Origin of the sequence: Rosenbergiella sp. YN46 (assembly GCF_036620675.1) — a bacterium.
Taxonomy (GTDB): Bacteria; Pseudomonadota; Gammaproteobacteria; order Enterobacterales; family Enterobacteriaceae; genus Jejubacter.
The window spans coordinates 89,477-107,687 of the sequence record NZ_JAZHEE010000011.1; the positions used below are offsets into that span (position 1 = coordinate 89,477).

Annotated in this window: 16 protein-coding genes; 7 read left to right on the forward strand and 9 right to left on the reverse strand. The window is 53.5% G+C overall.

What is annotated here, in order from left to right; translation table 11 throughout:
• The first annotated feature begins 17 nt into the window (after positions 1-17).
• The 3 genes from V3W49_RS10835 (at position 18) to V3W49_RS10845 (ending at position 1,706) form a co-directional block, all read left to right on the forward strand.
• Positions 18-710 (forward strand): helix-turn-helix domain-containing protein, encoded by a 693-nt coding sequence (locus tag V3W49_RS10835; protein ID WP_500145387.1) that lies wholly within the window; start codon positions 18-20, stop codon positions 708-710.
• An 18-nt stretch (positions 711-728) separates the two neighbouring features.
• A complete protein-coding gene (locus V3W49_RS10840) occupies positions 729-1,190 on the forward strand; it encodes a GNAT family N-acetyltransferase (protein WP_500145388.1) in 462 nt (153 codons plus the stop codon).
• 81 nt (positions 1,191-1,271) lie between these two features.
• Positions 1,272-1,706, forward strand: a complete 435-nt coding sequence (locus tag V3W49_RS10845) for a hypothetical protein (protein ID WP_500145389.1) — start codon at positions 1,272-1,274, stop codon at positions 1,704-1,706.
• A gap of 947 nt (positions 1,707-2,653) precedes the next feature.
• Here the strand turns inward: V3W49_RS10845 and ruvX are convergent.
• The 7 genes from ruvX to V3W49_RS10880 form a co-directional block, all read right to left on the reverse strand.
• Positions 2,654-3,073 (reverse strand): Holliday junction resolvase RuvX, encoded by a 420-nt coding sequence (gene ruvX / locus V3W49_RS10850; protein WP_500145390.1) that lies wholly within the window; start codon positions 3,071-3,073, stop codon positions 2,654-2,656.
• Entirely contained in the window at positions 3,073-3,636 is a 564-nt protein-coding gene (locus V3W49_RS10855; protein ID WP_500145391.1) for a YqgE/AlgH family protein, read from the reverse strand. Before V3W49_RS10855 ends, ruvX begins: the two co-directional genes overlap by 1 nt.
• Positions 3,637-3,756: 120 nt before the next feature.
• Positions 3,757-4,704 carry a glutathione synthase gene (gene gshB, locus V3W49_RS10860; RefSeq protein ID WP_500145393.1) on the reverse strand — a complete coding sequence of 316 codons (948 nt, stop codon included), beginning with the start codon at positions 4,702-4,704 and terminating at the stop codon, positions 3,757-3,759.
• A gap of 9 nt (positions 4,705-4,713) precedes the next feature.
• On the reverse strand, positions 4,714-5,445 hold the full coding sequence (gene rsmE / locus V3W49_RS10865; protein WP_500145394.1) for a 16S rRNA (uracil(1498)-N(3))-methyltransferase: 732 nt from the start codon (positions 5,443-5,445) through the stop codon (positions 4,714-4,716).
• Between the two features lie 73 nt (positions 5,446-5,518).
• Positions 5,519-6,226, reverse strand: a complete 708-nt coding sequence (gene endA, locus V3W49_RS10870) for a deoxyribonuclease I (protein WP_500145396.1) — start codon at positions 6,224-6,226, stop codon at positions 5,519-5,521.
• Between the two features lie 85 nt (positions 6,227-6,311).
• Entirely contained in the window at positions 6,312-6,821 is a 510-nt protein-coding gene (locus tag V3W49_RS10875) for a SprT family zinc-dependent metalloprotease (protein ID WP_500145397.1), read from the reverse strand.
• A gap of 148 nt (positions 6,822-6,969) precedes the next feature.
• The gene (locus V3W49_RS10880) at positions 6,970-8,364 is read right to left on the reverse strand and encodes a sugar porter family MFS transporter (RefSeq protein WP_500145398.1); all 1,395 of its coding nucleotides are present in this window, start codon (positions 8,362-8,364) and stop codon (positions 6,970-6,972) included.
• A gap of 857 nt (positions 8,365-9,221) precedes the next feature.
• Here V3W49_RS10880 and V3W49_RS10885 point away from each other — a divergent pair.
• Together V3W49_RS10885 and V3W49_RS10890 are read left to right on the forward strand one after the other, a co-directional pair.
• Positions 9,222-10,328 (forward strand): TolC family protein, encoded by a 1,107-nt coding sequence (locus V3W49_RS10885; protein WP_500145400.1) that lies wholly within the window; start codon positions 9,222-9,224, stop codon positions 10,326-10,328.
• Positions 10,262-11,437 carry an HlyD family type I secretion periplasmic adaptor subunit gene (locus V3W49_RS10890; RefSeq protein WP_500145401.1) on the forward strand — a complete coding sequence of 392 codons (1,176 nt, stop codon included), beginning with the start codon at positions 10,262-10,264 and terminating at the stop codon, positions 11,435-11,437. The genes V3W49_RS10885 and V3W49_RS10890 overlap by 67 nt, the downstream gene beginning before the upstream one ends.
• A 3-nt stretch (positions 11,438-11,440) precedes the next feature.
• Here the strand turns inward: V3W49_RS10890 and V3W49_RS10895 are convergent, their stop codons facing one another.
• Together V3W49_RS10895 and metK are read right to left on the reverse strand one after the other, a co-directional pair.
• A complete protein-coding gene (locus V3W49_RS10895) occupies positions 11,441-12,325 on the reverse strand; it encodes a MarR family transcriptional regulator (RefSeq protein ID WP_500145402.1) in 885 nt (294 codons plus the stop codon).
• Positions 12,326-12,628: 303 nt separating this feature from the next.
• The gene (metK, locus tag V3W49_RS10900) at positions 12,629-13,783 is read right to left on the reverse strand and encodes a methionine adenosyltransferase (protein WP_500145403.1); all 1,155 of its coding nucleotides are present in this window, start codon (positions 13,781-13,783) and stop codon (positions 12,629-12,631) included.
• Positions 13,784-14,597: 814 nt separating this feature from the next.
• Here metK and speA point away from each other — a divergent pair.
• The gene (gene speA / locus V3W49_RS10905; RefSeq protein ID WP_500145405.1) at positions 14,598-16,574 is read left to right on the forward strand and encodes a biosynthetic arginine decarboxylase; all 1,977 of its coding nucleotides are present in this window, start codon (positions 14,598-14,600) and stop codon (positions 16,572-16,574) included.
• 328 nt (positions 16,575-16,902) lie between these two features.
• On the forward strand, positions 16,903-17,823 hold the full coding sequence (speB, locus tag V3W49_RS10910) for an agmatinase (RefSeq protein WP_500145406.1): 921 nt from the start codon (positions 16,903-16,905) through the stop codon (positions 17,821-17,823).
• The last annotated feature ends 388 nt before the right edge of the window (positions 17,824-18,211 follow it).

Below are 18,211 nucleotides of genomic sequence, written 5' to 3' on the forward strand. Positions count from 1 at the left end.
TCTCGACCGGGCCTGCTATGTCATCTCAACCTAACCAGAGTCTGATTGACGGTATTCGCTGTCTGCAATACCTGGTCTCCTGCGGCAGGGCCGTTGGCTGCCGGGAACTGGCTCGCCTGATAGGGCTGAATCCCACCCGCGTCAATCGACTGTTGATGACCATGGCCGCCATCGGTCTGACTCAGCAGGATGAACAGCGGCGCTATCTGCCGGGGCCTGGGATCCACGCGCTGGCAGCCCAGGCGATTCGCGGCTCCGCGCTCTTTTCTCATGCGCTGCCGCTGCTGGAGCGTCATGCTCCCGCTGATGTGGTGGTGGCGCTGGGGGTGCTGTGGGAAGATCAGGTTATCTACCTCTACCATTCGGAGCCGGGCTCCCGGGTCAGTCAGGCGTTGGCCGGATTTGAAATGCTGCCCGCCTGGCGCTCGGTCATTGGCATGAGCCTGCTGGCAGCGGAGAGCGACGAAAAGCTGCGGGCGCGTCTGACGCCGGAGCAGTATACCCAGGCGCATCCCATGATCGCCCGGCAGCGCAGCCAGGGATATGTGGTATGGCATCACGATGATGGTGAAGTTTCCATGGCCCAGCCTTTGGGCGCCCATAACGCCTCGCTGGCGCTGGCCGGTATGTGGCACATTTCCAGTGACGAAGTCGCCAGCCGACTGGCGCAGCTTAAGCAACTGGTGGGTTGTCTGGTGAATCCGCTTTAAACCTGTATGGAAATCACGATGAATCCTATTATCCGCGCCACGCCCCAACTGTTTCCGGCGCTTATCGAACTGTGGGAAGCTTCGGTCAGAGCCACTCACCATTTTTTGCCGGAAGGTGAAATCGACACCCTGCGTCCGCTGGTGCGTGACCGCTATATGCCCGCGCTTCAGGTATTTGCTTATCTTAATGAAAAAGCTATCCCGCTGGGATTTATGGGAACCGGCGGCGATCGGCTGGAAATGCTGTTTGTCGCGCCCGAAGCCCGGGGACAGGGAATCGGGAAAACGCTGCTGCGTTATGGCATAGATGCATGTGGCGTTCGGGAACTGGACGTGAACGAACAGAACCTGCAGGCCTGCGATTTTTACCGCCATATGGGGTTTGAAGTGGTGGGGCGTTCAGCGCTGGATGGCGAAGGGCGGCCTTTTCCGTTACTGCATATGCGGCTGGTCGGAGAGTTGCTACGGAATTATGGTTAAAAGCATGGATAACAGCATGTTATAAAAGTACTGCGTCATATGCGAACCTTAATATCGTTATTAGATATGAGAGAAAGTACGATGACAAGATGTCTATTCGTCCTGGGTTTTATCTCTACGGCCTGTTTTGCAAAAGGGCTATACGATAAGCCGACCAGTGAAGATCCTGATAACTTCACTATGACTAAAGTGGGTTCTCTCCATTTTCAACCGCAAAAATCGACTTCCCGTCTGACCATGAACCATGGCCGACTTAGCCTTGATGGAGGCTCTGAAGTCGCTTGTCGCATAGAGAACGGGTTTAAAGGCAGTATGTCGTCAAATTATACTGGCTTTTATGAGTTTAATCAGAAGGGGTGCCATATTCTGGTAACGATCGACCCTGCTGTCGTGGGCGATAAAATTACCTACAGCAGTACCGTCAGGTTTGCGCCAGCTTCCGGTTCAGCATCTTGTCTTTCTTATTGTGATTCTGATGATCCTGATATTCAAAGGCTGGAAGGTGTTTATAAATAAGATGCTATTTTTTGCTTTTGCGTGGGCGGAATATAATTCTGCCTATAAATACTACCAGGCATGTAATTACAGTAAATATAAACCAATAACCAGTCGGTAAGACAAGACTGGCAACATAAGATAGCCCAACAACAATAAAGATCTGTACACCCAAAGAATCCAGGCTTTTAATTCAAAAAGTAGCATATCCCTAATCTTCATTCCAGTCTCTGTAATGTGCACAACATCGTGTTGTAAACCATTTCCTCTGAATACGAGGGAGTACTCAGGAATGGGCGCAGAATCGGCTCAACAAAATACCACCATGTCTCTGGCCCTTCCTTGTAGAGGATCTGATAGAATTGCGGATTGATATGTTTGAGTGAGTCAGCAGATGCTATTCTTTTCTGTAATTCTCCATACTGTTCCAGTACCGTAAATGCACCGGAGGAAAAATTAGACGCTAGTCTGCTGAGACTCCTGGCATTGAGAGTTAGATTAACCAACCCATAGGTTAATGCCTTTTTCGTGACCGAGCCAGAAACCATAATATCTAATTTATGTATATGCCTGGGTAAGAAAGCATCCTGTTTCATCCTGTTATATATTCTGTTTATTTTCGCGTCGGACATACGCATTAATAGATAATCAAAAAAACAAGGCGATTATTTTTTTTCGCATCATCCTGAGAATATCCACATGAGCAATAGATTTTAAATAATGGAAATCTTCATCCAACAAATTAGAGCATACATCCAGGTAGCCCTCAAACAAGCGAGAGGAGTACCATGAAAGGCGTACCAGTCCCTGATAGACATCATTCAGTAATTCTTTACCATTTTCGCCATGGAGTTTGTAGCCTTCTCTAAGGCGAGTGCTAATTTTTTATCATATTCATTTCTTCTTTCAATAGCTCTTTCCGCCCGATACATTCTCTTTCCCCTTCTGTTGTTTTAATTGATACAGTCTTACCCCTGCCGTTCGAACCAGCTTTCCAGAATCACGACCGCCGAGGCGGAATCGACGCTGCCTTTATCCAGCGCCCGGTAGCCGCCATGGCTGAACAGGTCTGCGCGGGCCTCTACGGTGGTAAGCCGCTCGTCGTGCAACCTTACCGGCACGCCGAAACGACCATGCAGCCGGTTGGCGAACTTGCGCGCCCGGGCGGTCAGCGGTTGTTCGCTGCCGTCCATATTCAGCGGCAGTCCGACGATGACCTCATCAGGCTGCCACTCTTTAAGAATGCGCTCCAGCGCCGCCCAGTCGGGAATGCCGTCCCGGGCCTTTAACGCGCCCAGGGGGCGGGCGGTGCCGGTGATGCTTTGCCCCACGGCTACGCCGATGCTTTTGGTGCCGAAATCGAACGCCAGCAGTGTTCCGGAAGCCATCAGGCGTGCCCCGCAACGCCCGGCATGGTGAAAATATCCACCCCAATAAGTCGTGCCGCATCGCGCCAGCGTTCGGCAACAGGCGTTTTGAACAGCAGGGCTGGATCCGCCGGGGCGGTAAGCCAGTCGTTATTCAGGATTTCGCTTTCCAGCTGGCCTTTTCCCCATGAAGCATAACCCAGCGCGACCAGCGATTCTTGCGGCTGCTTTGGCGTTCCCAGCGTTTCCAGCACGTCGCGGGAAGTGGTGATTACCGTATCATCGCTAATGGCGATACTGGAGGTAAAAGTATCTGGCGGACTGTGCAGTATAAAGCCGCGATCTTCCGCCAGCGGGCCGCCAAAGAAGACCGGACGATCAAGACGAATGGCCGGATCGCGCGGTTCCGGTACAATCTCCAGCTTTTCCAGAACCTCTCCGACGTTCAGATTTTCCAGAGGTTTATTGATAATAATGCCCATCGCCCCGTCATCGTTATGCTCGCAGATATAAATCACGGCACGTTTGAACATGGGATCCTGGAGACCAGGCATGGCAATAAGAAAATGGTGCTGTAAATTCATTGTCAGTCTTTTATATCCGGTTAGAACGGAGCCGATGTCCCGTCGTTATTAAAAAGCGCCATGGCCGGTATGAAATCGTGAATGTAGCAGGGCGCGCCGATAGCGCGCCCGCACAGCATCTTATTTTGCCAGACGTTTTTCAATGGCGTCCATTAACATACCGGTGATGGAGACAGGGTATTCGGCTTCGATCTCGCGCACGCAGGTCGGGCTGGTGACGTTAATTTCGGTCAGACGATCGCCGATGATATCCAGACCCACGAAGATAAGCCCCTTCGCCTTCAGTTCTGGCGCGATGCGACGGGCGATGGCCCAGTCGCTCTCACTAAGCGGACGTGGTTCTCCGCGGCCACCGGCGGCCAGATTGCCGCGGGTTTCTCCGCCCTGGGGAATCCGGGCCAGACAGTATGGTACCGGCTCACCGTCTACCACCAGTACGCGCTTATCGCCATCTTTTATCGCCGGCAGGTAGTTCTGAGCCATGCAATAACGGCTGCCGTGTTCAGTCAGGGTTTCCACAATCACCGGCAGATTGGGATCGCCCTCTTTAACCCGGAAGATGGAAGCGCCGCCCATACCGTCGAGCGGTTTAAGGATAATATCGCCGTGCTTTTGCCAGAAGGCCCTAATCTGCGCCAGGTTACGGGTGACCAGGGTATCCGGCGTGAGATCCGCAAACCAGGCGGTATAGAGCTTTTCGTTGCAGTCACGCAGGCTCTGGGGTTTGTTGACGATAAGCGTACCTTGCTCTTCAGCGCGCTCCAGAACGTAGGTGGCATAGATATATTCGGTGTCGAACGGCGGATCCTTACGCATCAGGATCACATCGAGCTCAGCCAGTCCGATCTCCTGCTCGTCTCCGAACTGGTACCAGGCGTCGTAGTTCTGCTCCACGCTTAGCTTACGGGTGCGGGCGCGGGCTTCACCGCCAGTCAGAAAGAGATCGTTCATCTCCATATAGTGCAGCTCATAGCCGCGGCGTTGGGCTTCCAGCAGCATAGCGAAACTGGAGTCTTTCTTGATGTTGATGTCTGCGATGGGATCCATCACGATGCCGAGCTTGATCATTTTTTCTCCTTAACCCAGGTCGCCAAACCGAACCTGAAGCGCGGTTATAGCGGTCAGTGCTGTCGTTTCTGTACGCAAAACGCGTGGGCCCAGCAGAATATCGGTAAAGCCGTGGCGCGCGGTCATGGCGATCTCATCCGCTGATAGTCCTCCCTCCGGGCCGATGAGCAAACGCAGGCTTGCGACCTGCGGAGGAAGCGTATTGATACTGTGGCTGGCGCGTGGATGCAGGTTGAGTTTCAGCCCCTCTTCCGGCTCCGTACACCAGGCTTCAAGCGTCATGGCCGGCCGGATCTCCGGCAGCCGGTTACGGCCGCACTGTTCACAGGCGGCGATAGCGATCTTACGCCACTGCTGAAGTTTTTTCCCGAGTCTCTCTTCATCGAGTTTAACCCCGCAGCGCTCTGAAAACAGAGGGGTAATGGTATTCACCCCCAGTTCAATGGATTTTTGAATGGTGAACTCCATCTTTTCGCCCCGGGACATCACCTGTCCCAGATGCAGGTTGAGGGGCGATTCACGATCGTCGGTGGTTGCATCCAGTACCTGAACGCACACCCGCTTTTTATCCGCGCTCATAATGGTGGCGTTAAAGACCTGGTTACTGCCATCGAATAGCTGTAGCGCCTGTCCTGCGCCCATACGTAGCACCCGGCCTACATGGCTGGCGGCATCGTTGCAGAGGGCTATCTCTGTATCGACGTGAAGTGGTTCTGGGTGATAAATGCGGGGAATGCGCATAGGGTTTTTCTGTCCGGTTTGGCAGGTGCGCGGTGTCGGCGCCGCGCGGTTAACAATTGGCTGCTAGTGTAGGTTAGCCATTTTGTCGCTGGCAAGCTTTCAGCACCCAGGGATTATGATTACCCTGAATTCTGGCGATGCGGGCGTCGCGTTCGCACTCCCATGCGGTAACGGGGTAGAGACGGTTCCATGCCTCGAACAAACGGGTCTGCTGGCGTGACAGGCGCATATGGTAAGTGTCGCGCATATAAAACAAGGTGCGGGCGATAGCGCCCCTGGCCCGAACCGGCGGTTCAGCGCGCTTGCCTTTAAAATCGACCTTCATAGCGCACTGACCGTACTGCCCTTCGCCGCCGCTCCACTGACTGTACTGGAAATTATTGCGATCGCCGTTCACCTCGCCGATGGCGGGCTGCAGGTTATGCAGGTCAGTTTCGATTTTGCGATAGATGGGGTCTTTGTTGCAGTTTTTACGTCCGCCGTTCTGCCAGCACTGGCGCTGATGGCCAAACTCCCAGGCCGGCATAACGTGTTCCCATTCAATGCGTGAGGCGCGGTTTTTATTTTTACGAACCCGATAGCCGCAGGAGGCCAGCTCTGGTTCCCCTTTTTTTCCTTTCCAGATGATTTTACATCCGCAGTAGAAAGTTCCGGGGGCGTCGGCGTTCAGTTTTACGCTGGCGGCTTTTGCTTTAGAAAAACTGGTGATTGCCGCGTGGCTGACATTGCCCCACAGAGTGGTGCCGAGCGCGACGGCCGCGAAAGCGATATTGCGATACATCTTCAACTCCGTGTCAAAACGAGCACGGATCCTGAAACAGACGTCGCTCTGTTGCAATCAGTAAGCTCAATAAATTTCCAGAAAATCAGCCTGCAGATGGCGCTGGTCGTAAAATCTGGCCGCAGTGTACGCAGCGATATTCGGCTTCGCCGCGCAGCACCCGGTTATGGCGGCGTACGGTAAGCTGGTGCGGCTGGCAGCCGCAGTGGTAAGGGAAAGTCTTACGTGGCAGAGACTGGGTGGAGAACGCGTGAGTACGTCTGGCTGGCACTTCCAGCACTCGCTCCATCATCCACTTCCACTCCTTGCCGTGAGGCGCAACCCGACCAAAGCGTTTCCATACCAGCAGGTGCGCCAGTTCGTGGGGAACCACTTCATCAATAAACGCCTGCTGGTTTTCCATCAGCAGTATCGGGTTCAGGCGAATCTCATACTGCTCCAGCCAGGCGGTACCGGCCGAGGTGCCGCGCTGGTTCCAGAGCACTTTAGGCTCGGGGTAGTCACGGCCCAGGCGCTGGTTGGCCAGCAGCAGCTTTTCCCGCAGGCGACGCATAACGGCCTGCTGAAGGGCGATGGGAAGACGAGGGGTTTTCATGGAGCCAGAGCATAGAGGGGCCTTACGGTTGGCGCAAGTCCGACTCTGGCGAAATCTATTATTAAGGTATTGGGGATGGAGCATCCTCCTTCGGGGTTGATTAAAAACGCGGCAGGAATTGCTGCCGCGTTTTTCGCTGAAACAGCGATCAGTTGCTGGCGCCTATTTCACGCAACGGACGGCCTTTCATCAGGTTGCGTTCGATATGCTCCAGAGAGATATGTTTGGTTTCCGGCACCAGTGCCAGAGTTAGGATAATAAAGAACAGGTTCAGACCCGCGTAGACCCAGAAGGTATTGGCGTTACCCAGACTGTTGAGCATGGTCAGGAAGGTGGCCCCAACTATCATATTGGCGATCCAGTTAGTCGCGGTAGAACAGGTAATGCCGAAATCGCGTCCTTTCAGCGGCTGGATTTCCGAACACAGCACCCAGATCAGCGGGCCGGCGCTCATGGCGAAGCCAACGATAAACATCAGCAACATGGCGACTGCGAAATACTGGGCCGATGGGGAAGCGATTCCCACATTTATCATGGTGCCCAGCGTCCCCATACCGACAGCCATGACCAGGAAGCCCAGTATCAGGGTCGGTTTACGGCCCCAGCGATCCACCAGGCCGATGGCGATAAAGGTTGCCAGCACGTTGGTCAGACCGACGATCACGGTGCCCCACATCTGTTCGGTGGTATTGCTGTAGCCCGCCAGTTCGAAAATTTTCGGCGCATAGTACATGATGACGTTCATTCCGGTGAATTGCTGCATCACCTGGAGCAGCACGCCCAGGAACACGGCGCGACGAAAGTTACGATTTTCTTTAAACAGCGACCAGCCGCTCTGCTTTACTTTCAGGCTTTCGCGGATCTCATCCAGTTCGCGCTTCGCTTCTTCGCTGGTATCGCGCAGGCGCGTCAGTACCCGTTCGGCGTCATGAAAGCGGCGTTTAGCGGCAAACCAGCGCGGGCTGTCCGGCAGAAAAAATACCCCAAGCAGCAAAGCTGCTGCCGGGACAGTGATAACGCCCAGCATCCAGCGCCAGTCGCCGGAGTAGCTGAAGGCGGTATCGGAAAGATAAGCGCCCAGAATGCCGATAGTAATCATCAACTGATACATGGAGATCATGCTGCCGCGAATGCGTTCTGGCGCGATTTCCGACAGATAGAGCGGCGCAGTGTAAGAGGCAACGCCCACCGCCAGACCCAGCAATACGCGCGAGACGATCAACACCTCTACGTTCGGCGCCAGCGCCGACGCCAGAGAGCCGATAACGAACAGCACGGCGCCGATCATCAGGCTATATTTGCGACCAAGGCGGAAAGAGAGCCAGCCGCTGCCGACGGCGCCGACTGCCGCGCCGAACATCATGGAGCTGACCACCCATTCCTGCTGATGCGCGGTGATCTGGAATTCTTGAGAGATAAACGGCAGGGCGCCGGCGATGACGCCGATATCAAGCCCGAACAGCAGACCCGCCAGCGCGGCAAGGAAGCAAACAAAAAATGTCATGGTTTTGTTTGAATGACGCTGTTTTGTATTGTCAGGCATAACGCCCTCCGGTTGGATTAATCAGATAACGGGGTTAAGGGTAGGTAATGAAAAGGTGAAAATATGTGATTCCAATCACGAAGGTGTAATCGGTTACATAAATGTCAAGAAATGTCAGGATGTAATTATTGTTTATTTTCAGTGTATTGCTTTAAGTTTTTCTCTTTGGGTAATAAATGTTTCGGACAATACCGAAAAGAAATGTAATTTTTGTGCCATGATTTGTGTTGTGACATAAAAAATGACAATGGCATAAGACATTCTCACTATGTAAGCGATTACATTTTTAGGGCGTAATGAATCTTATTTCCGGCAGATTTTTTGCAGTGGAGTTGGCGTCAATATGCTGGTTGGCGCTAAAAAAGGTCAACAAAAATTTGAAAATTTTTGCGTTAAATTGCAAGGTAATTAACCCAAATATGTTCATCCCATATCAGAGGCTATCTCCTTGCCAGATAAGGGATTTAGGGTTTTTCTTGACTGTTGGCTTATAAAGCAATCGCACTATTTGTTCTTTGTTTTAACATTTATTAAACATCCACCTGTATCTCTGATGAGAAATTTCTGCTAATTTGCAGACTATTCCTGGTTGGCTTTTGCGGTGTTTTAAAATTCCACGAAGGAAGCATCGATTTATTGGTGTCGAAAAAAGAATGTTTTATTTGTGGTATGGATAATCATTTTTCATCAATTGACTGTGTGAAATTTGTGATTGCGTTTTTATCTTTTCAGGAAACGTGCAGGTTTAAATCTGGTTTTTTTTTGTGGTTAGCAACAATTGCTAAGGCGTCGGATAACGTACTTCAGGACTAAGCACGATATCAGGCGAGTTGTATCAGTAATATGGATGAGATCATATGGGACGCTTTATTGTAACAAGGATGATAGCGCTGATACTGGTATTTTCTTTCCCGGGGAGCGCCGCCCCGTTACCCCAATGGGCCAGCGGCCCCGGCGTGGCTCGCGTTAATTCCGTGACGCTAAAAGAGAGTATTTTGTTTGCGTTCGATCGCGCCCCTTCGGTAGGCGAGCAGGCGGCGCAACTGGGGATCGGCCAGGCACAGATCGATGAGACGCGCAGCGCATGGCTTCCTCAGGTATCCCTGAGCGGCAGCACCGGACACAGTGAAAGTACGGACTCCAGCGGTTCGCTTAACAGTTCCGCCGTCTGGGGACTGACGCTGACTCAGTTGATCTACGATTTTGGTAAAACGAATAACGCTATCGATCAACAGAAGAAGCGGCGGGAAAGCTATCGCTACCAGCTAATGTCCACACTCACCAGCGTGGCGGAAGAGATCGCGCAGGCCAATGCAGAGGTGAAGCGCTATGACGAGCTTAACGCGGCGGCGGAACAGCATATCAACGCGTTGCTGGAGGTTCTGCATATGGTCAGCATGCGCGCGAACGCGGGCCTTAGCTCCCGTTCAGATGTGCTGCTTGCTGGCATGAGCTCTACTCAGGAACAGTACCGGGCTGCGTTACGTAGCGCCCGCGCCAGGTTGGGCGTTCTGACGGGAATAGAGGCCGTACAATATTCCGCTATGCCGCCGGCGCTGGCCCATGATCAGACGCCGATCGGTAACATCAATTATTCCCGTATCCCTTCGGTACTGGCCGCTGAGTTGCTGGAAGTTTCTTCCCGCTATGGGGTCAACCGGGTGAAGTCTGAACACTGGCCGACGGTCAGCCTGAAAGGCGGACGCACCCGCTACCAGACCGATAATCGCAACTACTGGGACGATCAAATTCAGATAAGCGTTGACGCTCCGCTTTATCAGGGCGCTGCCGTTTCCGCCCGGGTTCGCCAGGCGGAAGGTGAGCGCCGGAAAGCGCTTTCGAAAGTGAATCAGGCGAAGTTCGACGTGCAGCAAAAGGCCTCTGTGGCGCTGGCGGAATGGCAGGGCGCGCAGGGGCGCGAAGAAGCCGGTCGTCAGCAACTGGAAAATGCGTTGCATCGTTAGTCATCTGGCTGCTGGCCGCGCTGCTGCTGGCGTTTCTGATCTGGGCCAGCCTGTTTCATCTGGATGAGGTTACCACCGGTAGCGGTAAGGTGGAGCCCTCGTCTCATGAGCAGGTGATTCAGTCGCTGGAAGGCGGTATTGTTCATAAATTATCGGTGCGGGAAGGGGATCTGGTGGAGCGCGGTCAGGTGCTGGCGCAGTTGGATCGCACCAAAACCGAATCGAGCGTGCTGGAGAGTATCTCACGCCTGAACGCCGCGCAGGCCACCGCCGCGCGCCTGAATGCCGAGGTGAATGACGGTGAACCGGTATTTCCCAAAGAGCTGGACGACGAGCCTGAACTGATTCGCCATGAGACGGCATTGTGGAAATCCCGGCGCGACAGTCTGGAAAAAGGGCTTGCCGGTCTGCGCCAGGGCGTGGCGCTGATTCAGCGTGAACTGGCGATGACGGCGCCGCTGGTAAAAGAGGGGGCCAGCCAGGTCGAGGTACTGCGACTCCAGCGTCAGAAGAATGAACTGGAGAATAAGATCACTGACCTGCACCACCAGTATTATGTGCGGGCACGCGAAGAGCTGGCGAAGGCTAATGCTGAGATCGAAGCTCAGCGTTCGGTGATGCGCGGCCGGGCGGATTCGCTGACCCGGTTGACTTTTACCGCTCCGGTACGTGGTATTGTGAAAGATATTGACGTTACTACGGTCGGTGGGGTGATTCCGCCCAACGGGAAACTGATGAGTCTGGTGCCGCTGGATGACCAACTGGTGATAGAGGCGAAGATTTCACCGCGAGATGTTGCCTTTGTGCATCCCGGGCAGCAGGCGATGGTTAAGATAACCGCCTATGATTATTCCATCTATGGTGGACTGAAAGGGAAGGTGACGATGATTTCGCCCGACACCATTCAGGATGAAGTTAAACGGGATATTTACTACTACCGGGTCTATATCCTGACCGATAACAATTATCTGACCAACCGCCATGATGATAAGTTTCCGATATTTCCGGGGATGATTTCCTCGGTGGATATTAAGACCGGCAGTAAAACGATTCTGGATTATCTGCTGAAACCGTTAAATAAGGCTCGGGAGGCGCTGCGCGAACGTTAAGCTTCAGGGACGTCGCCGGTCGACGTCCCTGGAATGAATCGCCGCTGGTTCGACATTTAAATAATAGAGCACCCATGAGAAATAGAATCCCATATAGTCTTCTACCAGAGTGAAAAAGCTCGGGTGTAGTATTATATCCCCGGAGCATAGTTCACTTAGTAGTTCTTGCTCCTGAGCGGCCTGTATCATGCGGCGAATATGGGGACGGGAAACTGAGAATTTACGCGCCAGTGCTTTCCAGGAACAGTTAATAGTAACGCTGCTTTCCTGACTATGCTGGCGGGCCTTCATGTATAACTCCAGCATGATCATTCTTCCGGCATCTTTATCCAGAAACAGACTGGCTTCGGGTAATATATTTTTATATATAATACCACGGAACAGATAGTCGGCGGCACGGTTAAAGAAGTCATGTCTCTGCTGCTTGCGATCGAGCAGTGATGAAGAGAAGTTGTAGCCGGGGCACAGCAGGCTAAGGGGTTGGAAGGCGCTTTCCATATAGTGCTTCAGCTCTTTCAAACCCTTGTCCGTCGGTTCTACCAGCACTTTTCGCCGATCCCGATTATCCCGGAATGTACGCAGTCGTCCACTGACCTTTAGCAGGCTGGTAATAGCAACCACGCTATTGGGGCTGGCTATTTTATAGTGGGCGCATAATTCTTTTACCTGGGAAATGGACGATGCCTGATGGCCGTAAATCAGGCAACAGGTTGCCAGTACAATGTTAAAACGTGTTTCCTGAAGAATGATTTTGTAAAATAATGGCTGCTTACGATAGACTTCCTGGTTGATCTGATAGTGCAGGCTAATTGCGCTATGAAAATTTGGTAATGCCTTTATCTGGTCGCAACGCTGACGTAGATTTTTCTTTAAGTTTATTATTTCCATTTTTTCTTGTAAAAGATATTGCTGTGAATTATTTCATATGGGCCTGATATTCAGGGAGTGAAATGCAAATAATAGTATTGCATAGTTCTATGAAAAGATCCTGAAAGCGGAAGGAATGTTCGGATTAATCCCTGGATTTCAGCAATAAAAGATAATTAAACGGCAATAGATAAGAGTGGCTTGTTAATAAACTATGTTTTTATTGTTTTGCACAGAATTACCTGGCGAAGAATAATAATATATTTGGGGGCGGTGATGAAAAAAAGGGCCAGCGATATGCTGGCCCTTTTTTATGCTGAATGATTACTTCAGACCGGCTGCATCACGCAACTGAGCTGCTTTGTCGGTCTTTTCCCATGGGAAATGCTCACGGCCGAAGTGGCCGTAGGCCGCGGTTTCGCGGTAGATTGGGTGCAGCAGATCCAGCATCTGGATCAGGCCGTACGGGCGCAGATCGAAGAACTCGCGCACCAGCAGGGTCAGCTGTTCGGTCGGCACTTTCTCGGTACCGAAGGTTTCCACCATGATGGAGGTCGGCTCCGCCACGCCGATAGCGTAGGAAACCTGGATCTCACAGCGATCCGCCAGACCGGCCGCGACGATGTTTTTCGCCACGTAGCGCGCCGCGTAGGCTGCGGAGCGGTCAACTTTGGACGGATCCTTACCGGAAAACGCGCCGCCGCCGTGACGGGCCATGCCGCCGTATGTATCGACGATAATCTTGCGACCGGTCAGGCCGCAGTCGCCCATTGGGCCGCCGATAACAAAACGGCCAGTCGGGTTGATAAAGTATTTGGTGGATTCGTTCAGCCATTCAGTCGGCAGAATCGGCTTGATGATCTCATCCATCACCGCATCGTGTAGTTCGGTCTGAGAAATGTCCTCGGCGTGCTGGGTGGAAAGCACCACGGCATCGATGCCGACGATTTTTCCGTCGTCATACTGGAAAGTGACCTGGCTTTTGGCGTCCGGGCGCAGCCACGGCAGGGTGCCGTTTTTACGCACTTCGGCCTGGCGCTGTACCAGACGGTGCGCGTAAGTCACCGGTGCTGGCATCAGAACGTCGGTTTCGTTAGTGGCATAACCAAACATCAGCCCCTGGTCGCCAGCGCCCTGTTCCAGCGGCGAACGGCGGTCAACGCCCTGGTTGATGTCCGGCGACTGCTTACCGATGGCGCTCAGTACCGCGCAGGAGTTAGCGTCGAACCCCATATCAGAATGGATATAGCCAATATCGCGCACCGTATTACGGGTGATCTCTTCGATATCCACCCAGGCGCTGGTGGTGATTTCACCGCCGACCAGCACCATACCGGTTTTTACGTAAGTCTCGCAGGCCACGCGTGCTTTGGGATCCTGCTCCAGAATGGCGTCCAGCACTGCATCGGAGATTTGGTCAGCAATTTTATCGGGATGCCCTTCTGATACAGACTCGGACGTAAAAAGGTGTTTTGCCATGATTTCTTCACCCTAAGATCGATTCGTTGAGATTAGACTGCTGCGTTAATGAGGCCCATACAGAGTAATGTACTGTGTCAGGTGGCTTGCGCAGGTAATCCACAGGAAGTCTGTGTGTTAATCAGTATAGATGGATTAACTTCTGGACGGCTATTTTAGGTTAATCCCTCCGCGCTTTTCCAGTCATTTTTGAAGATGGACACATTGTGTTAAACATTTCTCTCTGGTGCTTAACCAAACGGGGGAATTTTTCGGCCATTTTTGCTTTGCTTTTTAGCTCTGATATCGGTATAAATCGCCGCACGCGGCAGATAGCGTAAAGCATGATGTGAGACTTTATCGCCCACCAGCGGCGAGGAGGCGATACGACAGATGAACCACCGTTTCCTGCATATGATTTGCGCCCTTTGTGCCGCGATGACGCCACTTTGTATTTCCCTTCCCTATTTTTCTTGTCGGTTATCTCATACCGGCGCTTCCCAGGACTCCCGGGCCGGTTTGGCTGGCATTGATCATTAAGGCCGCTCCGCTTTTTCGGGGCTTTCTCGTGATGTTCTGGTGTCTTTAACGATGATAAATATGGGATCGTTTACCCCTAACGGCTGGCGACGGCCTGATGTCGATGGAACGCTATTTTCCGCAGTAGCGGCATATAGTTATACCCGTCATACTTCAAACTGCAGGCGCGTTGGCTGCATTTGTTCTCCCCAGTCACATAGTACGGCTATGCTCCCGGGGATTCACAAACTTGCCGCCTTCCTGCAACTTGAATTATTTAGGGTCTATACACTTATCAGCAACACTGAGGTTCGCAATGTCTGACGACATTTCTTTTGATTCGGGTTCGTCAGCAGGCGAACAGGGCACACTCCGTTCAATGCAGGAGGTGGCAATGAGTTCCCAGGAGGCCAGCAGGATGCTGCGTACCTACAATATTGCCTGGTGGGGCAATAATTATTACGACGTGAACGAACTGGGCCATATCAGCGTCTGCCCGGATCCTGATATTCCTCAGGCGCGGGTCGATCTTGCCCGTCTGGTGAAAGAGCGAGAAGCGAAAGGACAGCGTCTGCCTGCCCTGTTCTGCTTCCCCCAGATCCTGCAGCATCGACTGCGTTCCATTAACGCAGCCTTTAAACGCGCCCGGGAGTCTTACGGTTATCATGGTGACTATTTCCTGGTCTATCCGATCAAGGTCAACCAGCACAGGCGGGTGATTGAATCGCTGATCCATTCCGGTGAGCCGCTGGGGCTGGAGGCGGGCTCCAAGGCGGAACTGATGGCGGTACTGGCCAATGCCGGCATGACCCGCTCGGTGATTGTCTGTAACGGCTATAAGGATCGCGAATATATCCGCCTGGCGCTGATCGGCGAAAAGATGGGCCATAAGGTTTATCTGGTTATCGAGAAGATGACCGAGATAGCTATCGTGCTGGAAGAGGCGGAGCGCCTGAATGTGGTGCCGCGTCTGGGCGTGCGTGCGCGTCTGGCGTCTCAGGGGTCTGGTAAGTGGCAGTCTTCCGGCGGCGAGAAGTCCAAATTCGGGCTGGCGGCCACCCAGGTTCTGCAACTGGTGGAAACGCTGCGCGCAGCGGGCAGGCTGGAAAGCCTGCAACTGCTGCACTTCCATCTGGGTAGCCAGATGGCCAACATTCGCGATATCGCTACCGGGGTACGCGAATCAGCGCGCTTTTACGTGGAGCTGCACAAGCTGGGCGTCAATATTCAGTGCTTCGACGTCGGCGGCGGACTGGGCGTGGATTACGAGGGTACCCGCTCTCAGTCGGACTGCTCGGTAAATTACGGGCTGAATGAATACGCCAACAACATTATCTGGGCTATTGGCGACGCCTGTGAAGAGCACGGGCTGCCGCATCCGACGGTGATCACTGAGTCCGGCCGCGCCGTGACCGCTCACCATACCGTGCTGGTGTCCAACATCATCGGGGTGGAGCGTAATGAATATACTGTACCCCAGCCCCCGGAGCCGGATGCGCCCCGCGCCCTGCAAAGCATGTGGGAAACCTGGCAGGAGATGCACGAACCGGCTAACCGTCGTTCGCTGCGCGAGTGGCTGCACGACAGCCAGATGGATCTGCACGATATCCATACCGGCTATTCCTCCGGCAGCTTCGATCTGACTCAGCGCGCCTGGGCCGAGCAGCTGTATCTTAATATGTGCCATGAGATTCAAAAGCAGCTCGATCCGCAGAATCGCGCACATCGCCCGATTATCGACGAGTTACAGGAGCGGATGGCGGATAAGCTTTACGTGAACTTCTCGCTATTTCAGTCGATGCCGGACGCCTGGGGGATAGACCAGCTGTTCCCGGTACTGCCGCTGGAAGGGCTGAATCACGCCCCCAGTCGTCGCGCCGTGCTGCTGGACATCACCTGTGATTCCGATGGCGCCATCGACCACTATGTGGACGGCGACGGGATAGCCACCACCATGCCGCTGCCGGATTACGATCCGGAAAATCCGCCGCTGTTGGGCTTCTTTATGGTGGGCGCCTATCAGGAGATTCTTGGCAATATGCACAACCTGTTCGGCGACACCGAAGCGGTGGATGTGTTTGTGGATGCCGAAGGCAAAGTAACCGTGGAACTTTCCGACGAGGGGGACACGGTGGCGGACATGCTGCGCTACGTGCAGCTGGATCCCGATACGCTGCTGACCCGCTTCCGGAATCAGGTGAAACAGACTGGTCTTGACGGCGAACTGCAACAGCAGTTCCTGGAAGAGTTCGAAGCCGGACTGTATGGCTACACCTATCTGGAAGATGAATAAAACCTGGCGAGTCAGGGATAATTTTTCGCTGGCTCACACTCTTTGCTTCACCGATGTGCCGCAGGCTATCTGCCTGTTGAACAGTCAGACGAATGCGGCCATAATTCGGGGGCAAAGATAAATATTCAATCCCTTCCTCGTCGGGTTCAACGACGCGGGAGGGATTTTTTTATTCCCGTTATACTTCGCGCCGCAGGTGCGTTGGCTACGCTTGTTCGCCCCGGCCACTTACTGATGTAGGCTCCCGGTGACTCGCAAGCTTGCCGCCTTCCTGCAACACGAATTATTTAGGGAATACAATACAGGCAACTATCCGAGAGGAAAAATCATGAGCACCTTAGGCCATCAGTTTGACAATTCCCTGGTATCCAACGCCTTTGGTTTTTTACGCTTACCGCTAAATTTTCAGCCTTATGATAGCGATGCCGAATGGGTCATCACTGGCGTTCCCTTCGATATGGCGACTTCCGGGCGCGCCGGCGGCCGTCACGGGCCTGCGGCGATCCGCCAGATATCCACCCAACTGGCCTGGGAAGGGAATCGTTTCCCGTGGGAATTCGATATGCGCGAGCGTCTGAACGTTGTGGACTGCGGTGACCTGGTTTACGCTTTCGGCGACGCCCGCAATATGAGCGAAAACCTCCAGGCCCATGCTGAAAAGCTACTGGCGGCTGGTAAACGTATGCTTTCCTTCGGCGGTGACCACTTTGTGACGCTGCCGCTGCTGCGCGCTCACGCGAAACACTTCGGTAAAATGGCGTTGGTGCACTTCGATGCCCATACCGATACTTATGGTAACGGTAGTGAGTTTGACCATGGCACCATGTTCTATACCGCACCGAAAGAGGGGCTTATCGATCCGACGCGCTCCGTGCAGATCGGTATTCGTACCGAGTTCGATAAAGATAATGGTTTTACGGTGCTGGATGCTCCGCAGGTGAACGATCGCAGCGTGGATGACATTCTGGCGCAGGTGAAGCAGGTAGTGGGCGACATGCCGGTTTATCTGACCTTCGATATTGACTGCCTGGATCCCGCCCACGCGCCGGGAACCGGTACGCCAGTTATCGGCGGCCTGACCACCGATCGTGCGCTGAAGCTGGTTCGCGGGCTGAAAGATCTCAATATCGTGGGGATGGATCTGGTGGAAGTGGCGCCAGCCTACGACCAGTCGGAGATCACCGCGCTGGCCGCCGCGACTCTGGCGCTGGAGATGCTCTATCTGCAGGCGTCGAAGAAAGGGCAGTAATAACTTTTTCCCCTCACCCTAACCCTCTCCCCAGGGGGGAGAGGGAATTAGCTGGTAGCTGTTTCCCCCTTTCCCCGGAACGTATACATCCCCAGAGGGGAGAGGGGATTAGCTGGTAGCAGCTTCCCCCTCTACCCGGCACGTACATCCCCGGAGGGAGAGGGGATTAGCAGGTGGTTGTTTCCCCCTCTACCCGGGACGTACACCCCGGAGGGAGAGATAATTAGCAGGTGGCTATTTCCCCCTTTACCCGGAACGTACGCCCCGGAGGGAGAGAGAATTAGCAGGTGGTTGTTTCCCCCTCTCCCTTTGGGTGTACGGTCCGGGGACATAGTGAACACTTGTTCGGGGACATGGTAGACACTTACAACCAAGGCATAAGAGCCCG